General features: G+C 37.1%; 14 protein-coding genes and 1 pseudogene. 4 read left to right on the top strand and 11 right to left on the bottom strand.

The annotated features are described in order from the left end of the window. Positions 1–11: 11 nt before the first annotated feature. Positions 12–1,214 (bottom strand): exonuclease SbcCD subunit D, encoded by a 1,203-nt coding sequence (locus BT1A1_RS05300; RefSeq protein WP_034768850.1) that lies wholly within the window; start codon positions 1,212–1,214, stop codon positions 12–14. Between the two features lie 483 nt (positions 1,215–1,697). Between BT1A1_RS05300 and BT1A1_RS17795 the strand changes: the two genes are divergently transcribed. Next, on the top strand, positions 1,698–1,802 hold the full coding sequence (locus BT1A1_RS17795) for a YjcZ family sporulation protein (RefSeq protein ID WP_072012646.1): 105 nt from the start codon (positions 1,698–1,700) through the stop codon (positions 1,800–1,802). 183 nt (positions 1,803–1,985) lie between these two features. On the opposite strand, the gene BT1A1_RS05295 is transcribed toward BT1A1_RS17795, so the two are convergent. Beyond that, the gene (locus BT1A1_RS05295) at positions 1,986–4,040 is read right to left on the bottom strand and encodes a HAMP domain-containing sensor histidine kinase (RefSeq protein WP_197057078.1); all 2,055 of its coding nucleotides are present in this window, start codon (positions 4,038–4,040) and stop codon (positions 1,986–1,988) included. Next, on the bottom strand, positions 4,027–4,713 hold the full coding sequence (locus tag BT1A1_RS05290) for a response regulator transcription factor (protein WP_034768846.1): 687 nt from the start codon (positions 4,711–4,713) through the stop codon (positions 4,027–4,029). The genes BT1A1_RS05295 and BT1A1_RS05290 overlap by 14 nt, the downstream gene beginning before the upstream one ends. 241 nt (positions 4,714–4,954) lie before the next feature. Between BT1A1_RS05290 and BT1A1_RS05285 the strand changes: the two genes are divergently transcribed. The 3 genes from BT1A1_RS05285 to zupT all read left to right on the top strand — a co-directional run bounded on the left by BT1A1_RS05285 (position 4,955) and on the right by zupT (position 7,639). Next, positions 4,955–5,542, top strand: a complete 588-nt coding sequence (locus BT1A1_RS05285; protein WP_072012645.1) for a hypothetical protein — start codon at positions 4,955–4,957, stop codon at positions 5,540–5,542. Between the two features lie 223 nt (positions 5,543–5,765). Beyond that, positions 5,766–6,557, top strand: coding sequence for a TatD family hydrolase (locus BT1A1_RS05280; protein WP_034768844.1), 792 nt, complete (start codon positions 5,766–5,768; stop codon positions 6,555–6,557). A 302-nt stretch (positions 6,558–6,859) separates the two neighbouring features. Then, positions 6,860–7,639, top strand: coding sequence for a zinc transporter ZupT (gene zupT, locus BT1A1_RS05275; RefSeq protein ID WP_034768842.1), 780 nt, complete (start codon positions 6,860–6,862; stop codon positions 7,637–7,639). A gap of 542 nt (positions 7,640–8,181) precedes the next feature. On the opposite strand, the gene BT1A1_RS05270 is transcribed toward zupT, so the two are convergent. The 8 genes and pseudogenes from BT1A1_RS05270 to BT1A1_RS05240 all read right to left on the bottom strand — a co-directional run bounded on the left by BT1A1_RS05270 (position 8,182) and on the right by BT1A1_RS05240 (position 18,913). Next, positions 8,182–9,258, bottom strand: a complete 1,077-nt coding sequence (locus BT1A1_RS05270) for a LolA family protein (protein WP_034768838.1) — start codon at positions 9,256–9,258, stop codon at positions 8,182–8,184. A gap of 237 nt (positions 9,259–9,495) precedes the next feature. Next, a complete protein-coding gene (locus BT1A1_RS05265) occupies positions 9,496–10,971 on the bottom strand; it encodes a HAMP domain-containing sensor histidine kinase (RefSeq protein WP_034768836.1) in 1,476 nt (491 codons plus the stop codon). Beyond that, positions 10,968–11,675 carry a response regulator transcription factor gene (locus tag BT1A1_RS05260; RefSeq protein ID WP_034768834.1) on the bottom strand — a complete coding sequence of 236 codons (708 nt, stop codon included), beginning with the start codon at positions 11,673–11,675 and terminating at the stop codon, positions 10,968–10,970. The genes BT1A1_RS05265 and BT1A1_RS05260 overlap by 4 nt, the downstream gene beginning before the upstream one ends. A gap of 262 nt (positions 11,676–11,937) precedes the next feature. After that, positions 11,938–13,485, bottom strand: a pseudogene (abc-f, locus tag BT1A1_RS05255) (ribosomal protection-like ABC-F family protein); the annotation flags it as partial. A gap of 252 nt (positions 13,486–13,737) precedes the next feature. Continuing rightward, positions 13,738–13,863: an RAxF-45 family protein gene (locus BT1A1_RS19575; protein WP_326973965.1), complete on the bottom strand. Its 126-nt coding sequence runs from the start codon at positions 13,861–13,863 to the stop codon at positions 13,738–13,740. A 523-nt stretch (positions 13,864–14,386) separates the two neighbouring features. Continuing rightward, positions 14,387–15,844, bottom strand: a complete 1,458-nt coding sequence (locus BT1A1_RS05250) for a gluconate:H+ symporter (protein ID WP_034768832.1) — start codon at positions 15,842–15,844, stop codon at positions 14,387–14,389. 134 nt (positions 15,845–15,978) lie between these two features. After that, complete coding sequence (locus BT1A1_RS05245; RefSeq protein WP_034768830.1) at positions 15,979–17,955, bottom strand: YjhG/YagF family D-xylonate dehydratase; 1,977 nt, start codon at positions 17,953–17,955, stop codon at positions 15,979–15,981. A gap of 40 nt (positions 17,956–17,995) precedes the next feature. Further along, positions 17,996–18,913, bottom strand: coding sequence for a dihydrodipicolinate synthase family protein (locus tag BT1A1_RS05240; RefSeq protein ID WP_034768828.1), 918 nt, complete (start codon positions 18,911–18,913; stop codon positions 17,996–17,998). Between the last annotated feature and the right edge of the window lie 389 nt (positions 18,914–19,302).

Below are 19,302 nucleotides of genomic sequence, written 5' to 3'. Positions count from 1 at the left end.
CTGTCCACCTCTTAGTCTATTGATTTTGACGCCGCAACTTCTTGCGCTGTTCGTTTTAATTCTTCTTGATTTTCTTGTAATATTTCGTTGAGAACTTCCTTGAAAAGCAATTCCGTTTCCTCTGTTACTTCTGTCCCTTTCACTTCTTGATAAAACGCTCGGAATAAAGACAAGTCATCCATTTGATGACGCGCGACTCTTTCTGTTTTTACACTTTGGCGATCCGTTGGCAAAATAATTTTCCGTTCAACATGCATCGCATTTGGATAAACGGAACGAACCTTTTCCATCGGTGATAAAACCGGTGTCTCATCGAGTAGACGGACGAACACATAGTCTTCATTAATTGGATGTTTTAATAGGTCATCCATCGTGGCTTCGACCGTTCTCATGTCACGGATTGGTTTCAACAGTTTTTTCTCTATTGTTACTTGACCATGTCCGTCCATTTCCACAATGTAAAACCCTTTTTTATGATTTTCCTCTGAAATCGAATATTTAAGCGGCGAACCTGAATAACGAATCTTTTCGTCTAGGACAAAATGTGCTTGATGGAGGTGGCCAAGCGCTGTGTAGTGGAAGTTTTTAAAATGGTTGGCATCAACATATTCCGAGCCACCAATGGCAAGCGGGCGTTCCGAATCACTTGTGTTTTCTTGTTCTTCCCCGTGCGGAGTTACAAAGGCATGTCCGACAAAGACATGGCGCGCATCCGGATTCATATTTTTTTCAATGGCTTCAGTAATTTTTCGCATCGCATCATTATGAGAGCGAATCTCATCATCTGAAAATACATGTCGAACCACACTCGGATCCGTATAAGGTACAAGATGAAAGTGAACCTCGCCATATTCATCTCTCAGGATGACAGGTTCAAACGTCTGAGATAGTTGACCGACAATATGGTAACCATTCGCTTTCATAATGTTACTACCGAAATGAAGGCGTGTCGGGCTATCGTGGTTCCCGGCAACAGCCAAGACCGGAGTTTTTAGCTTGATAACGATAGTTTCCAGTACCTCATCCAGTAAGTTCACAGCTTCCGTTGGCGGTACTCCACGGTCATATAGATCACCGGCAATAACGACTGCATCCGGTTTCTCTTCTTCTATCGCTTCAATAAATTGTTGCAAAACATACCGTTGATCCTCGGTCATGTACACACCTTGGACAAGTTTTCCTAAGTGCCAGTCTGCGGTATGGAAAAATTTCATGGAATAATCGCTCCTTCATCCTTTTGCTTTTTCGAATCACAGGTTCATTGCTTTCATTTTTTATTTATGACCGTTACTTCTCGTCCTTTTCAATATACCACGTTACGTTTCACAACAAAATACAAAATGTTTCTTTCTCGCTCATATTTTACTGTTAAATGGGAGGTCGGGGACTGTTGAATTACGGGGTTCTACTGTTGAATTAACTGGGGGCACTGTTGAATTCTGCACTTTTACTATTGAATACTAAACGTGCACTGCTGATTTTTTCCCCTTACTGTTGTACCTCCCGAACTTTTTCGCCCCTTCAACAAAAATACAATTGCCAAATGATTTGAGAAAACATTTATTAGATAAAACTACATACAGTGAGTCATCAGTATTCCCTCAAATGCACATTTACATTTTTTAGGATTTTGTCCATTCCATTTTTCCAATGATGACATACTTTATTAGTGAAATGATATGGGAGGTGAATGTTTGATGAGTGGTGGAGGATCCGGATACGGTGCAGGATTTGCACTGATTGTCGTGCTGTTCATTTTGTTAATTATTGTCGGTACAAACTATGTAGGCTTTGGTTATTAAAATAAGTACCTCACCTCAGGCGATTAGCCGCTGGGGTAGGTAAAAGTTTCCCACAAAGCCTATAAAATCACAATAAGGGAAGGTGTTGCCTCTTTGCAACTGCCTTCCCTTTTGTAAAACTCCAATCAGTGTTTTATTTTAGAGTCCTGAATGACCGGTAAAAGTGATGTAAAAACACCATAATCATTCCTGACTATATTTAGGTAAAACAATGATCGCTTTAAATAAATCGCCATCAATTTGAATGGAAAATTTCCCTCTTTGGATTTCAATTAAGCTTTTGGCAATAGACAATCCTAATCCGCTTCCTTCGCTTGTTCGGGATTCATCCCCTCGTTTAAACCGCTCCATTAGTTCATCCGCTGAGATATTTAATTCTGAGGCGGATATATTTTTAAAAACTAACCGCACATCATTACCTAAATCCTCAATATCAACATAGACTCGGGAACCTTCAAGGGCATATTTAAAGATATTCGATAATACATTCTCGATTGATCTCCACAACAACCGACCATCTGCTGTCACAAAAAGTTTATCTGCAGGAAAATTCAACTTAAATTCCAAATTTCTTGCTAAAATTTTATCGCCCACTTCCCCCAAACCTTGGTTAATTAATGAAATGATATCAATTTTTTCAAGATGGACCGGAATATCGCCGCTGGAAGCCTTTGCTGCTTCAAATAAATTATCTGTTAATACTTTCAATCTCTTTGATTTTTGATCCAATACTCCAACATACTCTTCTATTTTTGTTGGATCCTTTTCATTTTTCAAAAGATCCACATAGGTGATAATGGAAGTTAAAGGCGTCCTTATATCATGGGAAACATTGGTAATCAGTTCTGTTTTTAGCCGTTCACTCTTCAACTCATTGTCTACTGCATTTCTCAACCCATCAGTAATGCTGTTAATATTTTCTGCAAGCCTGGCAAATTCCCCTCGTCCTTTTATATCAATGTGATATTGAAGATTTCCGGCCTTAATTTCCTCAACACCTGCCTGAATTGCATTGAAGGACTTAATTTTTTTCAATGCAAACCATGCGGCAACTCCTAGCGTTACCGGGAATATGAAAAATGTTAAAGCAACCAAAAGCGGGTAGCCCACAGCAAGCAAAACGGTTTTCACGGCAAGGCTTCCGTTTCGATAAACGTCTCCGATAAAATGAGCAAATTGACTAATGAGATTATATAACAATGTATGCTTAATGAGTGTTTTGTTTTTCCCATGCTTAATAAGTGAAAAAATAAGCACGAAACCAATCGCAGCAATCAAAACCGTTATGGGAAGAATCATTTTGTTATTCATTTCAAACAATAGATCTAATAATACGGTATAAAGTGCAATCAAGGAGACACATAACAGAACGTTTATATCATTATATAATTTATCAATTACATTTAAGTGAACCTCTTGATCTCGAAACGATTTTCTGCCGGTCACCAGAGCAAGATAGATAAAAGATAAGATAAATCCCGGCACTAAGTATGTCAATTTATATAAATTTTTTGCAGAAAGGGCACTATTTTCCTTCCATTCCTTTATATTTGTATTTAAAAACTTATCCGGAAACGCCAAATAAATAACCGTATTTTCCGGATCCAGCTCGTTTACTTGATCAGTAATCCAATATAAATAATCATTTTCCCTCGTTTCCTTTGGATAAATTTCTTGGTCATAATGATCAAATATAAAAAATGCAGGATAAGTTTCGAACTCCTGTCTTTCTTTCATCGTCGTATTTGTGTATACATTTGTACCATCACTGGCATAAAACAACGGTGTTTCATAATCATCCATATTTTGTAATAAAAGGTGGTATTCCCTTAAATCTCTTTGAATAAATTTATCCCTCTCGTGAGCAATCTCGTCGGCATATTCCTTTTTAAATTGTTCATAATTTTCCTCTTCACTTAATTTAGGATTATATTTCTTAGAGTTTTGAAATTGAAAGTATAACTCCTCTTCTTTATCCTTTAACTCATCCTCACTGATCGTTCCACCATTTAAAATATTTTCTTCATTCTTAAATTCACCCATTAATTTTGTTAAGTCGCTGATAAGTCCCTGACTCTCTTGAATGTATGCGGCGCTTTCAAAATAACTTTTTTGCAGTACACTATTAAAAGGGATCGTCATTATTTTCACCAGCGTTGTTATCGTTCCGGAAAAGAAGGCAATCATTATGATAAAAACAATGAATTTTGTCAGTTTTGAATGACTATATTTTTTCAACTTTATATCCAACTCCCCATACGACTTTTAAATATTTTGGCTCTCTTGGATTAATTTCGATTTTCTCACGGATTTTTCGAATATGTACGGCAACGGTATTTTCCGGATTAAAGGCCGGTTCATTCCAGACTTTTTCATAAATATCTTCTATCGAAAAAACTCTCCCGGCATTTGCGGTTAATAGTTTCAAAATTTTATACTGGACCGGGGTCAAATGGACTTCTTCGCCATCAACAGTAATGGTTTTCGTTTCATCATCAATCACGAGGCCTCCGCTTTGATATACATTGTTTTTCGTCTCAAGACTCCCTAATTTCGTATATCTTCTTAAGTTTGCCTTAACCCGCGCGATGAGTTCAAGCGGATTAAACGGCTTCGTTATATAGTCGTCGGCGCCCAGATTTAATCCTAATATTTTATCCGTATCCTCCGATTTCGCAGACAGCATAATTAATGGAATATTATTTTGTTCGCGAATTTTCATCGTTGCTTGAATCCCGTCCATTTTCGGCATCATTATATCCATGATGATCAGATGGATTTCATTTTGCTCAATGATCTCAATTGCTTCGATTCCATTAAAAGCTTTGAAAATTTTGTAGCCTTCATTTTCTAAATAAATCCCGATTGCATCGACTATTTCTTTATCATCATCACAAACCAATATGTTCATGAACGTTCACTCCTACTGTTTTCTCTTTCGCGCTAAATGTATCTTACCAATTAAATCTTAACAAATATTGGATTGATTTCTTAAGATTTTCTTATTGTTTTATACAAAAAAATAGCATATATTCGGTCATATCCATTTAAAATTAAGGTTTTCTTAAGATTTTCATTCACCTTATCTTAAGTTTTATACTTTATAGTCTTCTTAAAAGGATTCTTTACATACGATACGAGGGGGAGTAGAGATGGAAGAAAAAAAGATTTATCTGTTACTAACCGATACCGGAACCTTGTTTTCAAGATTAATAAAATGCTATACGAAAAAGCCCTATAATCATGCTTCGATTGCCTTTGACGGAGAATTAGCAACAGTGTATAGTTTTGGCAGGAAAAAGCCAAGAAACCCATTTTTGTGCGGATTTGTACGGGAAGATATGTTATCTGATTGGTTCAGACGGGCAAATTGTGCGATTTATTCGTTAACGGTAACAGATGCACAGATAAATCAAATGAGAAGCTATATTCGAGAGTTGGAAATACAAAAGGAGTTGTATCGCTATAACTTATTAGGGGTTTTTGGCGTGATGTTCAATAAACCGATAGAAAGAAAAAACGCATTCTTCTGTTCACAGTTTGTCGCATCGGTTCTAAAGCATTGTAACGTGATTGATTTTACAAAAGATGTATCCTTAATCAAACCACATGAATTGCCTTATACCGCAGCATTTCAATTGGTTTACGAAGGTAAATTGATGGCGTACGGTATGGGAGACCTTGCTGGTGAAAAAGGGGCACCTTCTGTATTGCAGGGATTTGAAGTACCCACCACTTAAGAATTATCAACCTGAAGTGGGGATTCCTGCAAACAACAGCGCAACCAATTGTTTATTGGTTTTTAGGGTGGGAAATTCAAGTTATACAACTGCTCATGCTATGTTTGAACTAAATTAATTTAAAATGAAACCTCTTTGATAATGCTTTAAAGTATGAACACAGTGGGCCATTGTCAAAATATGATAAAATAGTTAATGATTAAACGGATTTGGAGGATTTATCATGCAACAATTGATAGATATCGGACTAAACCTTACTGATAAACAATTTGCAAAAGACCGAGAAGAAGTGGTTGAACGAGCGTTGAAAAATGGAGTCAGTCAAATGATCCTAACCGGTTCCAATGTGAAAAGCAGTAAGGCAGCCGCAAATTTGGCTAAGGAATGCTCAAATATTCTTTTTGCTACGGCAGGCATCCATCCTCATGACGCCAAAAGCTTTCATCATGATTCGATTCGAGAGTTAAGACGTTTAGCTGAGCGGAAAGAAGTGGTGGCGATTGGTGAATGCGGTCTTGATTTTAACCGGATGTTCTCGCCGCAACCGATTCAGGAACAATGTTTTGAGGCGCAATTAGATTTGGCTGACGAGCTCGAACTGCCACTTTTTTTACACGATAGAGATGCCCATAACCGTTTTTGTGAAATTTTTGCTCATCATGCACACTTAGCTGAAAAAGCAGTGGTTCATTGCTTTACAGGCAGTGTTGCTGAAGTGAAAAAATATATTTCGATGGGGTTCTACATTGGAATAACGGGTTGGATTTGTGATGAAAGACGGGGGCAGGAATTACAGGAGGCTGTCAAGTATATCCCGCTTGATCGTTTATTGATCGAAACCGATGCGCCCTATCTACTTCCGAGAAACTTGAAAAACAAACCGAAAAACCGGCGAAATGAACCGGCCTTCTTACCGCATATTGCCGGTGATATAGCCAAATACATGGGTGTTTCAGCCGAAGAGGTGGCTGAATACTCAACTGAAAACGCAAAACGGCTCTTTCAGTTACCTTGATTTTAGTGCCTGTTCTCCTGCACTTCATAGGACAGGCTTCTTCATCTTTTACAGTCTGTTTTTCGAAAACTAGGGCTTGTTAAGCATTTTCCATTCCAAGCTATGACCTTTTCCGCAAAACTTTTTTAATTATTTGTAGTTTTGTAAGTTGGAATACTATCGTTCGTCAATGGGAATTAAAGACTAGGGCTTGTTACTCGTTGCTTCTTCCTTTTTATGCTATAATGAATTTTTGTTAAGAAATGGGAAATAATGTAAGGGGCTTGTTCCTTAAAAGCTAAGAAATATAGGGAAGCGGTAATATGACAAATGATGTTGTTCTAGCGTTAATCTTAACTTTATTCGCGGGGCTCGCAGCAGGAATTGGCGGTTTACTTGTTCTATTTACAAAAATAACAAATAAAAAATTTCTTTCATTTTCCCTAGGTCTTTCAGCGGGAGTAATGATTTTCGTATCCTTGGCTGATATTTTCCCAGAGGCTAGGGAATCTTTAACCGGTGTTTTCGGGGACAAATTTGGTTATATGGCAGTCATTATCGGCTATTTTTCCGGGATCATTTTTATTGGGCTACTTGATAAAATAACCGAACAAAAGTTGACTGTAAAAACGAAGGATACAAAAGATCCGGAGTTAATGCGCATCGGTATATTCACTGCCATTGCACTGGCAATTCATAATTTCCCGGATGGAGTCGCTACATTCATGTCCACACTCCAAGAACCGTCAATCGGGTTTGCGATTGCTGTCGCGGTATTTATTCATAATATACCTGAGGGGATTGCTGTTGCGATTCCGATTTATTATGCCACCGATAATAAATATCGATCATTTTTATGGGCCTTGTTTTCAGGTTTAGTTGAACCTGTGGGTGCCTTATTAACTTATCTGGTTCTTATGCGTTTTTTAAATACAACCGTACTTGGTGTTGTTTTAGCCGTTGTTGCCGGGATGATGGTATTTATTTCTATATCTGAACTTTTACCAACAGCGAAAAAATATGACGAAGGTGACATATCGATATACGGTTTTGTTTTCGGTATGCTCATCATGGCCATCTCATTATTGTTATTGGGTGAATAAACAGTTATATAGGGACAGGTATAAACCATCTAGTACTATAAAATTTTTTAACCCTCTAGCAAAAACCTATTTTTTTGGCTCAGTTTAATTTAAATGTTAAAAAATACAAGGTTTAAAGGAAACCCTATTAGTCGGGCTTCCCTTATCCTTGTTGAACTAAACTCCCGTGAACCGTATAAATCATTGTTGTTCGCTTCTTCTATTCTTGTTGAACTAGCAACCCCTGTTACAAGGAAAATTTTTAAACAAAAAGCCTTTGAATAAGATAAATCGTTATTACTAAAGTTGATAAAGAACCTAAAATTATTTAAACTACAATTTTTCGTTCTTTTTGCTTTTCTGAAGGTTTATTTAGTTCATAAAATACTGCAATCCACAAAAGAATGGTTGCTAAAGCAAGAATGCTCATTTAAAATTTACTTCCTTCCAGAACTTTTTATTGAATAAGACTGTTGAGGTACTGAATATGATAAAAGCTGCTAATAACGGCCTTTCCGTCAGCAATTTCATTCACTTAACACCTACTTCAAACTCGCAACTCCTTAGTTTGAACTAATTACCATTCTTTCCGTCATTTTCATTATATCTTCCTGAGATAATGAATCAGGTCCTTCGACAATTAATGTGTATCGGAGACCATTTTCATCCCAAGTATAAGAATTGATTTCTTTCATGAATTCGGCGTTTTGCCCGCGAATTTTCAACCCCGTGTCCGAAATAGCCAACTCTTTCTCCTCAGGGGTTGGAAAAACGGACAAGTAAATCAGTGGAATTCCATCGCCTTTGTTATAGGTGATGGTGATTTCTGTTCGGTTGATTTCACCCTTCAGTTCATCAATTGTAACATTATCCATTGTCAAGTTTTCTTCATTTAGTACTAAAAACGGTCTACCCAACTTTTCTACTGCTTCTTCAATTGTTCCATTACTTTGATTCATTTCGTCTTTAAGATGAACGATTTCAACATTATCCGGTAAAGATAAGGTAAACGTATCATCTGAAATTTTTGTTGATGTGTCGACTTCTGTATATGCGAACTCTGTACGGCTGCTTCCCACGATGTTTATGCTTTTGACCGGGAACCATGTTTTTTGGTCAATCCAAATTTCGATTTCGCCAAATATCGAGTCTTTCTCCTTTGGTTCCAGTTTGATGTGATGTGTTTCAAAGCCATTGACCTTTTCCTTACCAATTAGTTTATACTTATGACTATCTTTCAATGTTTCCAAAAATGAAATCACTTGCTCCTTTTGGCTTTGATTAGGTAAGTCAAGTGAGCTCACATCGTCCATTACCATTGCCTTATTTTGTTTTTTATCAAAAGAAATAATTGATTTCCCGTCATTAACAGTTACACCTTCTTCACCGGTCTTTGTATCCTTCATTGTTATTTTTGCTTTTCCATCTTCACTGTGATATTCTTCCGTTGTATAACTTTCCTCAAGCTTGTCATCTTCATAAATCTTTAATTCACCTTTCGCATAGTAAGCTTTTTCATCTTGATCGGCTGCTAACACCTTCGTAATGATTTCATCCGTTGACACACCCGTCACCCCTGAACATCCTGATAAGATTCCGATTGCGATTAAAGAACTTGTAAATACTGCTTTTATTTTCAAAACCTTCCATCCTTTCTTAAGAGACCGGTTTATTGTCCCTGTATATAATAAAATTTTTGACTTCTTTCACAACAACAGGTGGCGAGTTAATCGCTTTGTCATTGTTGGATAACAAGATTTATTTTTTCTTGAATTGACCCAACTTTTTTCAACAGGCTCCTTTATTATTAGGTCTTTATCCGGCTATCCCAGGAAAAAATACTGAACCCCGGTCATTTCCGGAAAACTCGTCCCTTGTCATACCTGAGAAGAGGAATTTATCCCCTGCAGCCAGCATGCAACCAGCGTTCCATAACCTGTTTGTGACCATATTTTTATTTTTCCTCCGTGTTGTTCAATTGCCATTTTTGCAATGCTTAAGCCGAGCCCTGATGTACCGCCTTGTCCCCTTGCCGCTTCCACTTGGACGAAAGGTTCAAATACTTTCTCCAAATCATCTTCCGGAATAGCTTTTCCTTCATTTTGAATCAATAGAATTGTCCCGTTTTCTCGCCAAGCTTCTAATTCTTCAACAAAGGGAGCAAACACCCATTCAGGAAGCGGACTTGTTTGGGAAACTGCGGCAAGCCAAATATTTTTCCCTTTCTCCGTGTAGCGAATTGCATTCATCATTAAATTATCAACAACTCGAACCATTTGCTTTACATTGAGCAAAAAATTACCTGTAACCGCTTGTTCGCTGATAAGATTTATTTCCCGCTTACGGCAAGGGCCTTCATAACCTCCTAAAAGCATTTCAAAAAACTCTGCGCCATCCACTTCAACAAATTCAAGCTTATTCTTCGCAGACTTTAATGTTGTAAATAAAGTTAAGTCATTGATCATTTCTTTCATATAATTTAATTTTTCAAAAATAACCGCCCGATACTCTTCTTTTTCTTGTTCTGTCAAGTCTTGTCGTCCATTTAACGCTTCAAAATATGCATGAATTGCGGTCAACGGTGTCTTTAAATCGTGTGAAAGAGCGGCAACAATATATTCCTTTTCCTGTTGTTGTCTCTCTACTTCCTTATTTGTTGTTTCGATTTGCTCTCTCATTTTCTCAAAATGCGAAATTAAGTCACCCATCTCGTCATTGGAGCGAGGAAGTTCTTTGTGTCCTTTTTTCCCAATGGCAAAAGCGTTCATTTCCTCCCTTAATAACAGAAGTGGACGAGTTAATTTTCGATTTAACAAATTAATTACCCCGAAGTAAATAACAACAAAAGACAGAAATAGGAAACTTGCTAAGATAAGTGTCCGGTGATTGACACCTTCAAGCCAATCATTTCGGGCAATCGTCACCTCGTAAATCCCGATGAGATCATCACCCGAAAAAACGGTCTGTTTATAAGTGTACGTGCGGTGTTCCTTTTTTAGTGTATTTAAATCTTGATAAAGTGAATCCCGTTGTTTCAATGTGTACATCTCGACGCCAGTCTGATCCAGCGTAGAATATAGCTTTAATCCATCCTTGCGGTACAACTTAATATTCATGGACGAATCTGTTAATTCTTGCAATTGTTTATAATTTTCAATCGGTTGTGCTTTGTAGAGGGATGGATTCATCAGCAACGGTTCCAATTGGTCAATTTTTTCCTTCATTTCCATATATTCGACAAAATCACGCTTCTCATCAAACTGCGATAGACTAATATAGAAAAAATATAGAGCGATGATGGGCAAAATCATTACAATTAAGTAACTGGTCATTAACCATGGTTTCAGTCTCATTGTTTCATTTCTCCAATAAAGCGGTAGCCTACTCCCCAGACCGTTTGAATATACTTTGCCGTTTTTGCGTCGTCCTTGAGTTTTGTCCTTAAGCCCTTAACATGAACGGTAACCGTGTTATTTCCATTGAGATCTTCCTGCTGCCAAACATGTTCATATAATTCTGATTTGGAAAATGTTTGGTACGGATTTTTGGCTAAAAGAAATAACAATTCAAGCTCCTTTGCGGTTAGCTGGACGGTTTCGCCATTCACATAAACAAGTTCGTTGTCGAAATCGATTTTCAGCCCGTTATTGTATTCATGAATTTTTGCCTCATCTGTTTGCATATAGCGACGATACCGACGTAAGTGTGAACTAATTCTCGCAGTTAATTCATCTAATCGGAATGGCTTTGTAATATAGTCATCGGCACCTAAGTCCAACCCGCTAATTTTACTGTCGCTTTCGGTTTTGGCACTGACAATTAAAATGGGAATATCACTTTCCAGTCGGATAGTTTTGCAAAGGGTAAAGCCATCCATTTCCGGTAACATAATATCGACAAGTGCCAGATCATACGTATCTGTTTTAAAATCTTCCCACCCCTCTTTACCGGTAGATGCCCAAGTAACAAAGTAGCCCTCCTTTCGTAAATGATCACACACAATACGAGCGATGGAAGCATCGTCTTCAACAATCAAAATTTTTTCTTTATTCCCCATCAAACATCCCTCTTTCACTTTTAATTATAAATCGCTGTAAAAATGAATTAAGAAATCTTTATAATTGCTTAATAATTTTGTGCGGTTCCATTGGAAATAGGTTAAGAGCGCACACAAAAAAACGATCCGAGTAAGATTGACTTGCATATATATAGTAGAATAAACTACGAAACCATCAAAGTATAGTGTTCGTAAAGTAATCGGATTGATATTTTTCCATGTTTTTAGTGGTCTCAAACAGGTTTCTTACAGTTTTAGCTGCTCTATTAAAATAAGGAATAAGAAAGTAGCGATCATGAGAAACAGCCAGAATTGTCCCGGAAAAATCTTCCAATGCTTCTTCCAGTACTTCTCGAGACTCTATATCTAAGTGATTCGTCGGTTCATCTAAAATCAGGAAATTCAACTCTTGATACATCAATTGCGCTAACCGAAGACGCATTTTTTCACCACCGCTTAATTGCTCAATTTTTTTATATACAGATGGGCCAAAGAACAGGAAACGAGATAAAAGGTTACGGGCTTCCCCTTCTGTCACTTTGACAATCTTTCTAAATTCATCAATGACGGTACCTTCCTTCGTATCAGCAAAGACATGTTGGGACAGATAACCAATCTTTACGCTACTTCCAACTTTCACTTCACCAAAATCAGGTGTTACCTCACCTAAGATCATTTTCAGCAATGTTGATTTACCTGTGCCGTTTTCTCCTACGATGGCAACCCGATCCTGATAATAAATGTGCATATTTATATTGGAAAATAAAACTCGATTGTCAAATTTTTTTGAAACCTCGTGAAGGGATACGACTTCCTTGCCACTTCGATTTGCCGCTTCTATGGTTAAATTGATTTTCTTCGGATTCACATTTGGCTTTTTCAGCTTTTCCATCCGTTCCAGAGCTCTTTCCATATTCCTCGCCCGTTTATGAAGTCCTTCATTTGGCGGATTGGCCGCATTTGCCCACTCTTTTAACCGTTTAATGGCTTCTTTCATTTTTTTTATTTTCTTTTGCTGTTCTTCATACGCTTGGAATTCCCGTAATAATTCCGCCTGTTTTTCTTTTATATAACCTGAAAAATTCATTTGATAACTTTTGATTTCGCCATCCTCTAAATCGAGTATCTTCCCAACGACCTCATCAAGAAAATATCGATCATGCGAAATGACTACCACCGTGCCATGATAATTTTCCAGAAACTCACTCAGCCATTCAATTGCCTGTAAATCTAAATGGTTTGTTGGTTCATCGAGAAGCAGGAAATCCGGATGTTTTAATAAATTTACCGCCAACCCAATTTTCGTCTTTTCTCCTCCACTTAGCATGCTAAAAGGCTTCTCTACAAGATGGGCGATATTTAACCCATGGACAACCTTTTCAATCAACGCATCTATTTCATACCCACCATGTAATGAAAAGTAATCCGTTAAATTACCATACTCTGCCATTAATTTTTCAAGCTGTTTTTGATCCGAAACTATACTCATTTCTTTTTCAAGTTGTTTCATTTTTTCTTCCACTTTGATTAGATCGTGGAAGGCTTGTTTCAATAGATCGTTTACGGAAAGATTCGGATCGGCAGAAGGAATTTGTTCGAGAAGGCTAATCTTCGTTTCTTTTTTCCAAGAAATCATACCGGAATCCGGTGTATCCCGACCGGCCAATAGCTGAAATAAGGTCGTCTTCCCGCTCCCGTTTCGACCGACTAAACCAACCTTTTCTCCTTGTTTAATCTCAAATGACACGTTTTCAAAAATAATATTTCCACCATACATTTTTCCAATTTGATTAACACTGCATATGATCATATAATATTCCTCCTTATGAACAGAAAAAAAGCCACAGGAATACAATTCTCCTATGGCTTTTTAAAGATAGGAAAAACTTGCTAAACGGCTAATCGATGATGGATCAAACCAGAAACTAGTTTTCTTATCCGATAGAAAAGTTGAAAATGATAAGCGTTTGAACTTTTCTATTAGCCTAAAAAAGAGAGCATGAAAGCCCTCCTTCTCCTACCTCATTTTAATTTATATGTGAGAAAGATGATTCCACTGTTTTCATTCGCTATTTAATTTGCTAAAAAAGGGCAGACTGATCCCGTTAGCAAAAAAAACAGCAAATTTCGCACGAGCAAAATATAAAAATTTCAAAAAGTTGCTGTGCAATAAAACAGTGTTCTCCACCTTTCTCACCTCCGTTCATAAGAATATAGCTTATTATATGCTATTGCTGTGAAAATTGCAATTCTCATTTTTCCTATTCGCAAACATTCTTAAATTACATTTTTAGCTAATTGCAATTCTCATTTTTCCTATTCGCAAACATTCTTAAATTACATTTTTAGCTTTTGTTTTTTTTGTAATTGTCAAAGTTGGGAAAAAATAAGCAAATCTGGTCATATTGACTATTAATGTGGATAAATTCAACTAGGAATTTTTATAAATTTAGGTAAGCCTTACTTCCACAATACAACCAGAAATAAATAAATATTACTCCTCATGACTGCAAAGTGTGAAAACAACCATGTCATATACTGATACAAAAAGATAGCAAGAATAATAAATGGGCGCTAGTAAATTATAAAATAACTAAAGATGTAGAGGAAACTTGTATTCATACAAAAAGAGAAGTTAATTATTTATATAATAAAATCGGTATCAACTTCTCTTTTTTAAATAGACTTTTTTGACAAGTCCAAGCTGTTTTCTAGCTTACATTTTTATTTATACTCGATCTTTTTTCATAATTATTCTTATATCGTTTTAATAAAATAAATATTCCGACTACAGCAACAAGGGCAATTACTATTACTCCAATAACAATCGATATATTCAATAATAAAACCATTCCTAAACCAACAACAGATACAACAGTTGAAAGTAATGTCCAAGTTCCAAATGTTTCTTTCAGGCTTAATCCGAAATACTCTTTTACCATCCAGAAACCTGCATCGTTTACGTGAGAAGCGATTGAGCTTCCTGCTCCTGTTGCTAGTGTAACTAAAGCTAAGTTTACATCTGAAGTAGCAAGTAATGGTATAACTAATCCTGCAGTTGAAATCGCTGCCACAGTTGCTGAACCTAAAGCAATACGTAAGATTGCAGCTACTACCCATGCTAAAATTATTGGTGAAATATTGGTGTCGGTGAATAGTTTTGCAATATAGTCACCTACGCCACCATCAATTAAAACTTGTTTGAAGGCACCGCCACCACCAATGATTAATAGCATCATACCAATACCTGCAGCTGCAGCTGAACAAGAATTCATTACCGACTTAACTGAAATTTTTCTTGCGATGCCCATTGTATAGAATGCTAATAAAAGAGAAAGAAGCATCGCAACAGCTGGTGTACCAATAAAATCAACAATAGTAATTAAGAAATTTTCGCCCAGTCCCATAACTTCTATAATTAAATCAACGATGGTTTTGAACATCATTAAAATAACAGGAAATGTTGCTGTTACTAAGCTAATTCCAAATTTTGGTGTATCTTCTATATTAAATTCTTTTTGATCACCTTGAGCAGTAAAGTTAACTGTTTTATTAAAGGCATTAGGGACAATTTTTTTAGATAGTTTAGTAAAAAGTGGTCCACCTATCCAAACAGCCGGTATAGCACACATAATTCCATAAAGTAAAACAGTACCAAGATCAGCACCATACTGACCCGCAATAACAGTAGGTCCTGGATGCGGAGGCAAGAATCCATGTGTAGCCAACAGAGCAGCTAACATTGGAATCCCTAAATGCATTGGAGAAACTTTTAATTCTCGAACAATCGAAAAAATAATCGGTATTAATAATACAAGTCCAACTTCAAAGAACAAGGCAATACCAATAATAAAAGAAGCCACCACAACAGCCCACTGAATTTGTTTTTTACCAAACTTATCAATTAACGTAATAGCAATCCGATGGGCACCACCTGCGTCAGCTACTACTCTACCCAACATTGCACCAAGACCGAAAATAATGGCAATACTACTTAATGTAGCCCCTATTCCATTTTGTATCGATGTGACAATGTCTCCAAGAGGCATTCCTAAGAACATTGAGACAGCAAAAGCGGTAATCAATAAGGATACGAATGTGTTCAATTTAAGGACAGAAATCAAAACTAACAATAAAACGACACCTAAAGCAACAGTTAATAATGGCATGTAATCGCCTCCATTTTATGATGAAATTGTATTGGGTTTGTTTATATACGCTTCTCTAATAAATTTTATAGAGAAGCGTATACTTTAAATACAATGGCTCTATTATTCGATGTTTAATTGCTGTTAAATTCTTACTAATTTCTTTTTTTTGCTAAAGCTTTTTTGCCTGCTTCAATGACTGCCAGGATTCTATCGATGTCATAAACACAACCTCTCCAAGTACCACCACTAATAGATTGTAATGCAGCCCATAAACGGGTTTCATCTGGAAGGTCGGCATCAGACTTCATCTTTGGATTAGATTCACGAGCAGCTAATATTTTGGCTCCTTCTTCAGGTGTTACCCGTTTATCTTCCGTTCCAATGAAGTTAATAGATCCTTCTAAGTTATTGCAATCAACAATAATTTCGATAACATCCCCATTTTGAATTTTGCCAAGTGGTCCGCCTGCTAAGGCTTCAGGTCCTACATGGCCAAAACATGCCCCCGTTGAGACACCGGAAAATCGTGCGTCCGTAATTAATGATACATGTTTACCAAAGGATAAATGTTTTAGAGCTGAAGTTAACTGGTATGTTTCTTCCATACCGGTTCCCATTGGTCCTACACCAGCAACAACCATAATATCGCCTGCTTTAATATCCCCATCCTTAATCGCTTTAATCGCGTCCTTTTCGGATGTAAAGACTTTTGCTTGACCAGTGTGACGAAATACTCCATCATCATCAATTACAGATGGGTCAATTGCGGTTGATTTTACAACAGAACCTTCTGGTGCAATGTTTCCAACAGGAAATGTAATTGTAGATGTTAGTCCACGTTTTTTGGCCTGTTCCGGATTCATAATTACTTCATCCACTTGAATATTATCGATTTCAATTAACCGTTCTTGACATTTTTTACGACGCTCAGAAGCTTCCCACCAATCTAAGTTTTCTTTCAATGTATGACCGGTAACTGTCATTACATCTTCATGTAGTAAGCCTAGTTTCCGTAAGTGCAGCATGACTTCAGGAACACCGCCGGCAAGGAATACTCTGGATGTTGGGTGATTTACAGGCCCAACAGGGAGTACACTTACAAGGCGCGGAACTTTCTTATTAATTCTTGCCCAATCTTCTACAGTAGGAATTTTACATCCTGCTGCATGTGCAATTGCCGGGAGATGCAATAATAGATTTGTGGAACCGCCGAATGCGGCATGTACGACCATGGCATTTTCAATGGCTTTATCTGTTAGGATATCCTTTGTTGTAATGCCCTTTTCTTCAAGTTCTAAAACAGCTCTTGCTGCTTGTGCTCCAATTTCTGACCAAATTGCTGATCCAGAAGGTGCCAAAGCTGTATGAGGGAGCGCCATTCCTAATCCTTCTGAGATAACTTGGGAAGTACCAGCTGTACCTAAGAATTGACAACCACCCCCGGCCGAAGCACAGGCGCGGCATCCTTCAATGGCTGCCTGTTCAAGTGTTAATTCGCCTCTTGCATACCGGGCGCCTATCGTTTGAACTGTTCCGTTATCTTCTCCTTTAGTTGCTAAAAGAGTGGAGCCTCCCGGAATGATAACCGTTGGTATATCATGCATAGATGCTAATGCCATCATCATTGCTGGAAGTCCTTTATCACATGCAGCAAAACCAAGGACTGCTTCGGTAGTAGGTTGTGAACGCCACAACCGTTTTAAAACAATCGCAGCATCATTCCGATAAGGAAGAGAATCAAACATTCCTGTTGTACCTTGAGTACGACCATCACATGGGTCTGTAACGTGGGCCGCATAAGGTACTCCACCAACGGATTTGACAAATTCCGCCGCTTTTTCCATCTGAACACCAATTTCAAAGTGCCCCGTATGTAGACCCATAGCAACTGGTGTTCCATCATCTTTACGAATGCCGCCAAGAGTACTCAACATTAAGACTTGTTTTCCCAACACCCCAGAAGGTTTCCATCCCATTCCTACATTTAAGGTCATTCCGAAAATATCACCACTCGGACGATTTTTTAAAATCTCCGGTGTTACAGGTAATTTACCTTTTGGCCCTTCTTTATGGGTATAGATTTCATACAAAGATTCGTTTGCTTCACCGTAAATTTCTTTAATTGACATAATTTCACCTTCCATTTAAAAGATTAATAGTTCTGTTTTTTTACTTAAAGTAATTTGGTAGTACTTTTTGCAAGAAATCTTTTACATAAGCTTTCTTATCATCACTTAATTCTGTAGCAGGAGGTAGAACTTTGGTTGAGATATCAAACCCACGGAAACGCAAACCATCTTTTGCCAAGTTGTAAAAAGGGCTGTCTAATGTATACAAGCTAACTAATTGAGCCAAGATTTGGTGATAATTGGCAGCAGATATAAAATCGTTTTGTTGATAAGCTTGATATAGGCCTACTTGAACTTCAGGAGCAAAATTAGCTGTTAAACCAATTGATCCATCACCACCATTGAGTAAAGTATTTAAAAAGTGGTCATCATAGCCACAAAAAACACTAAAATACGGAACTTCTGATTTAACAATTTGAATAACTTCCCTTGTATGAGCAATTTCTTGAGTAGTATCTTTTAGACCTACAATATTTGGATAGGTTTTAGCAAGTTTAAGTAAAAACGTGGGAGTTAAGTCTTGTCCCGTACATCCCGGAAAGTTATAAAGTATAATTGGTAAATCAACTTTCTCAGCAATCGTTGCATAGTGACTAAACAGGGCAGTATCATTCAGTTTGTAATAATAAGGGTTGATAATAATGACGCCATCTGCACCTGCCTTTTTGGCATGCTGACTTAATGAAATCGTTTCTTTCGTACTTGGTGTACCAGTTCCAATTAAAACGGGAACCCGTTTATTTACATAAGAGATCACAAATTCAGCTATTTCCTTTCTGAAGCTTTCTGTCATATTGGCGAATTCTCCTCCAGATCCTAAGAAGAAGAGCCCGTCAACTTTTGAATCAATTAAAAAATCAATGTGTTTTTTCATTCCATCTTTATCAAGACTGTCATCATCAAGTAACAAAGACGATACTGGTGGAATTACTCCTTTAAATCTTTTACGTTCTTCCAATTTATTTTCCCTCCATTAACCAAAATCCATTTGTTTTATAATATAAAACCGTGTTCTTATTTCTTACTTGCTATGATTTATATCATAGATGAATGTAATGACAAAGTAAACGATTTCTTTATGAACACTTTGTGAATATAATAACAAATAAAAATGATATTTAATGGACAAATGAACATTTGGTTTTTTTATAACGCATATTCCGCATGTAAATTTTTTACATTTTTCATTTTTTTAAAGGATTTTTCCTCTTTTTTGTAGAATTGAATGATTATCTAAACTATGGAGAAAACGAGGGAATTTTCATGTCAGATCAAATTTTAACCTTACATGTGGGACCGTCTCAGCTTTTATCCAAACTGTGTGATGAAATAGAACTCGAAAAGACC

Origin of the sequence: Caldibacillus thermoamylovorans, assembly GCF_000751775.1 — a bacterium.
Classification (GTDB): Bacteria; Bacillota; Bacilli; order Bacillales; family Caldibacillaceae; genus Caldifermentibacillus; species Caldifermentibacillus hisashii.
The sequence above is the reverse complement of the archived record's forward strand: the minus strand, read 5'-3'. Positions and strand labels throughout refer to the sequence as shown.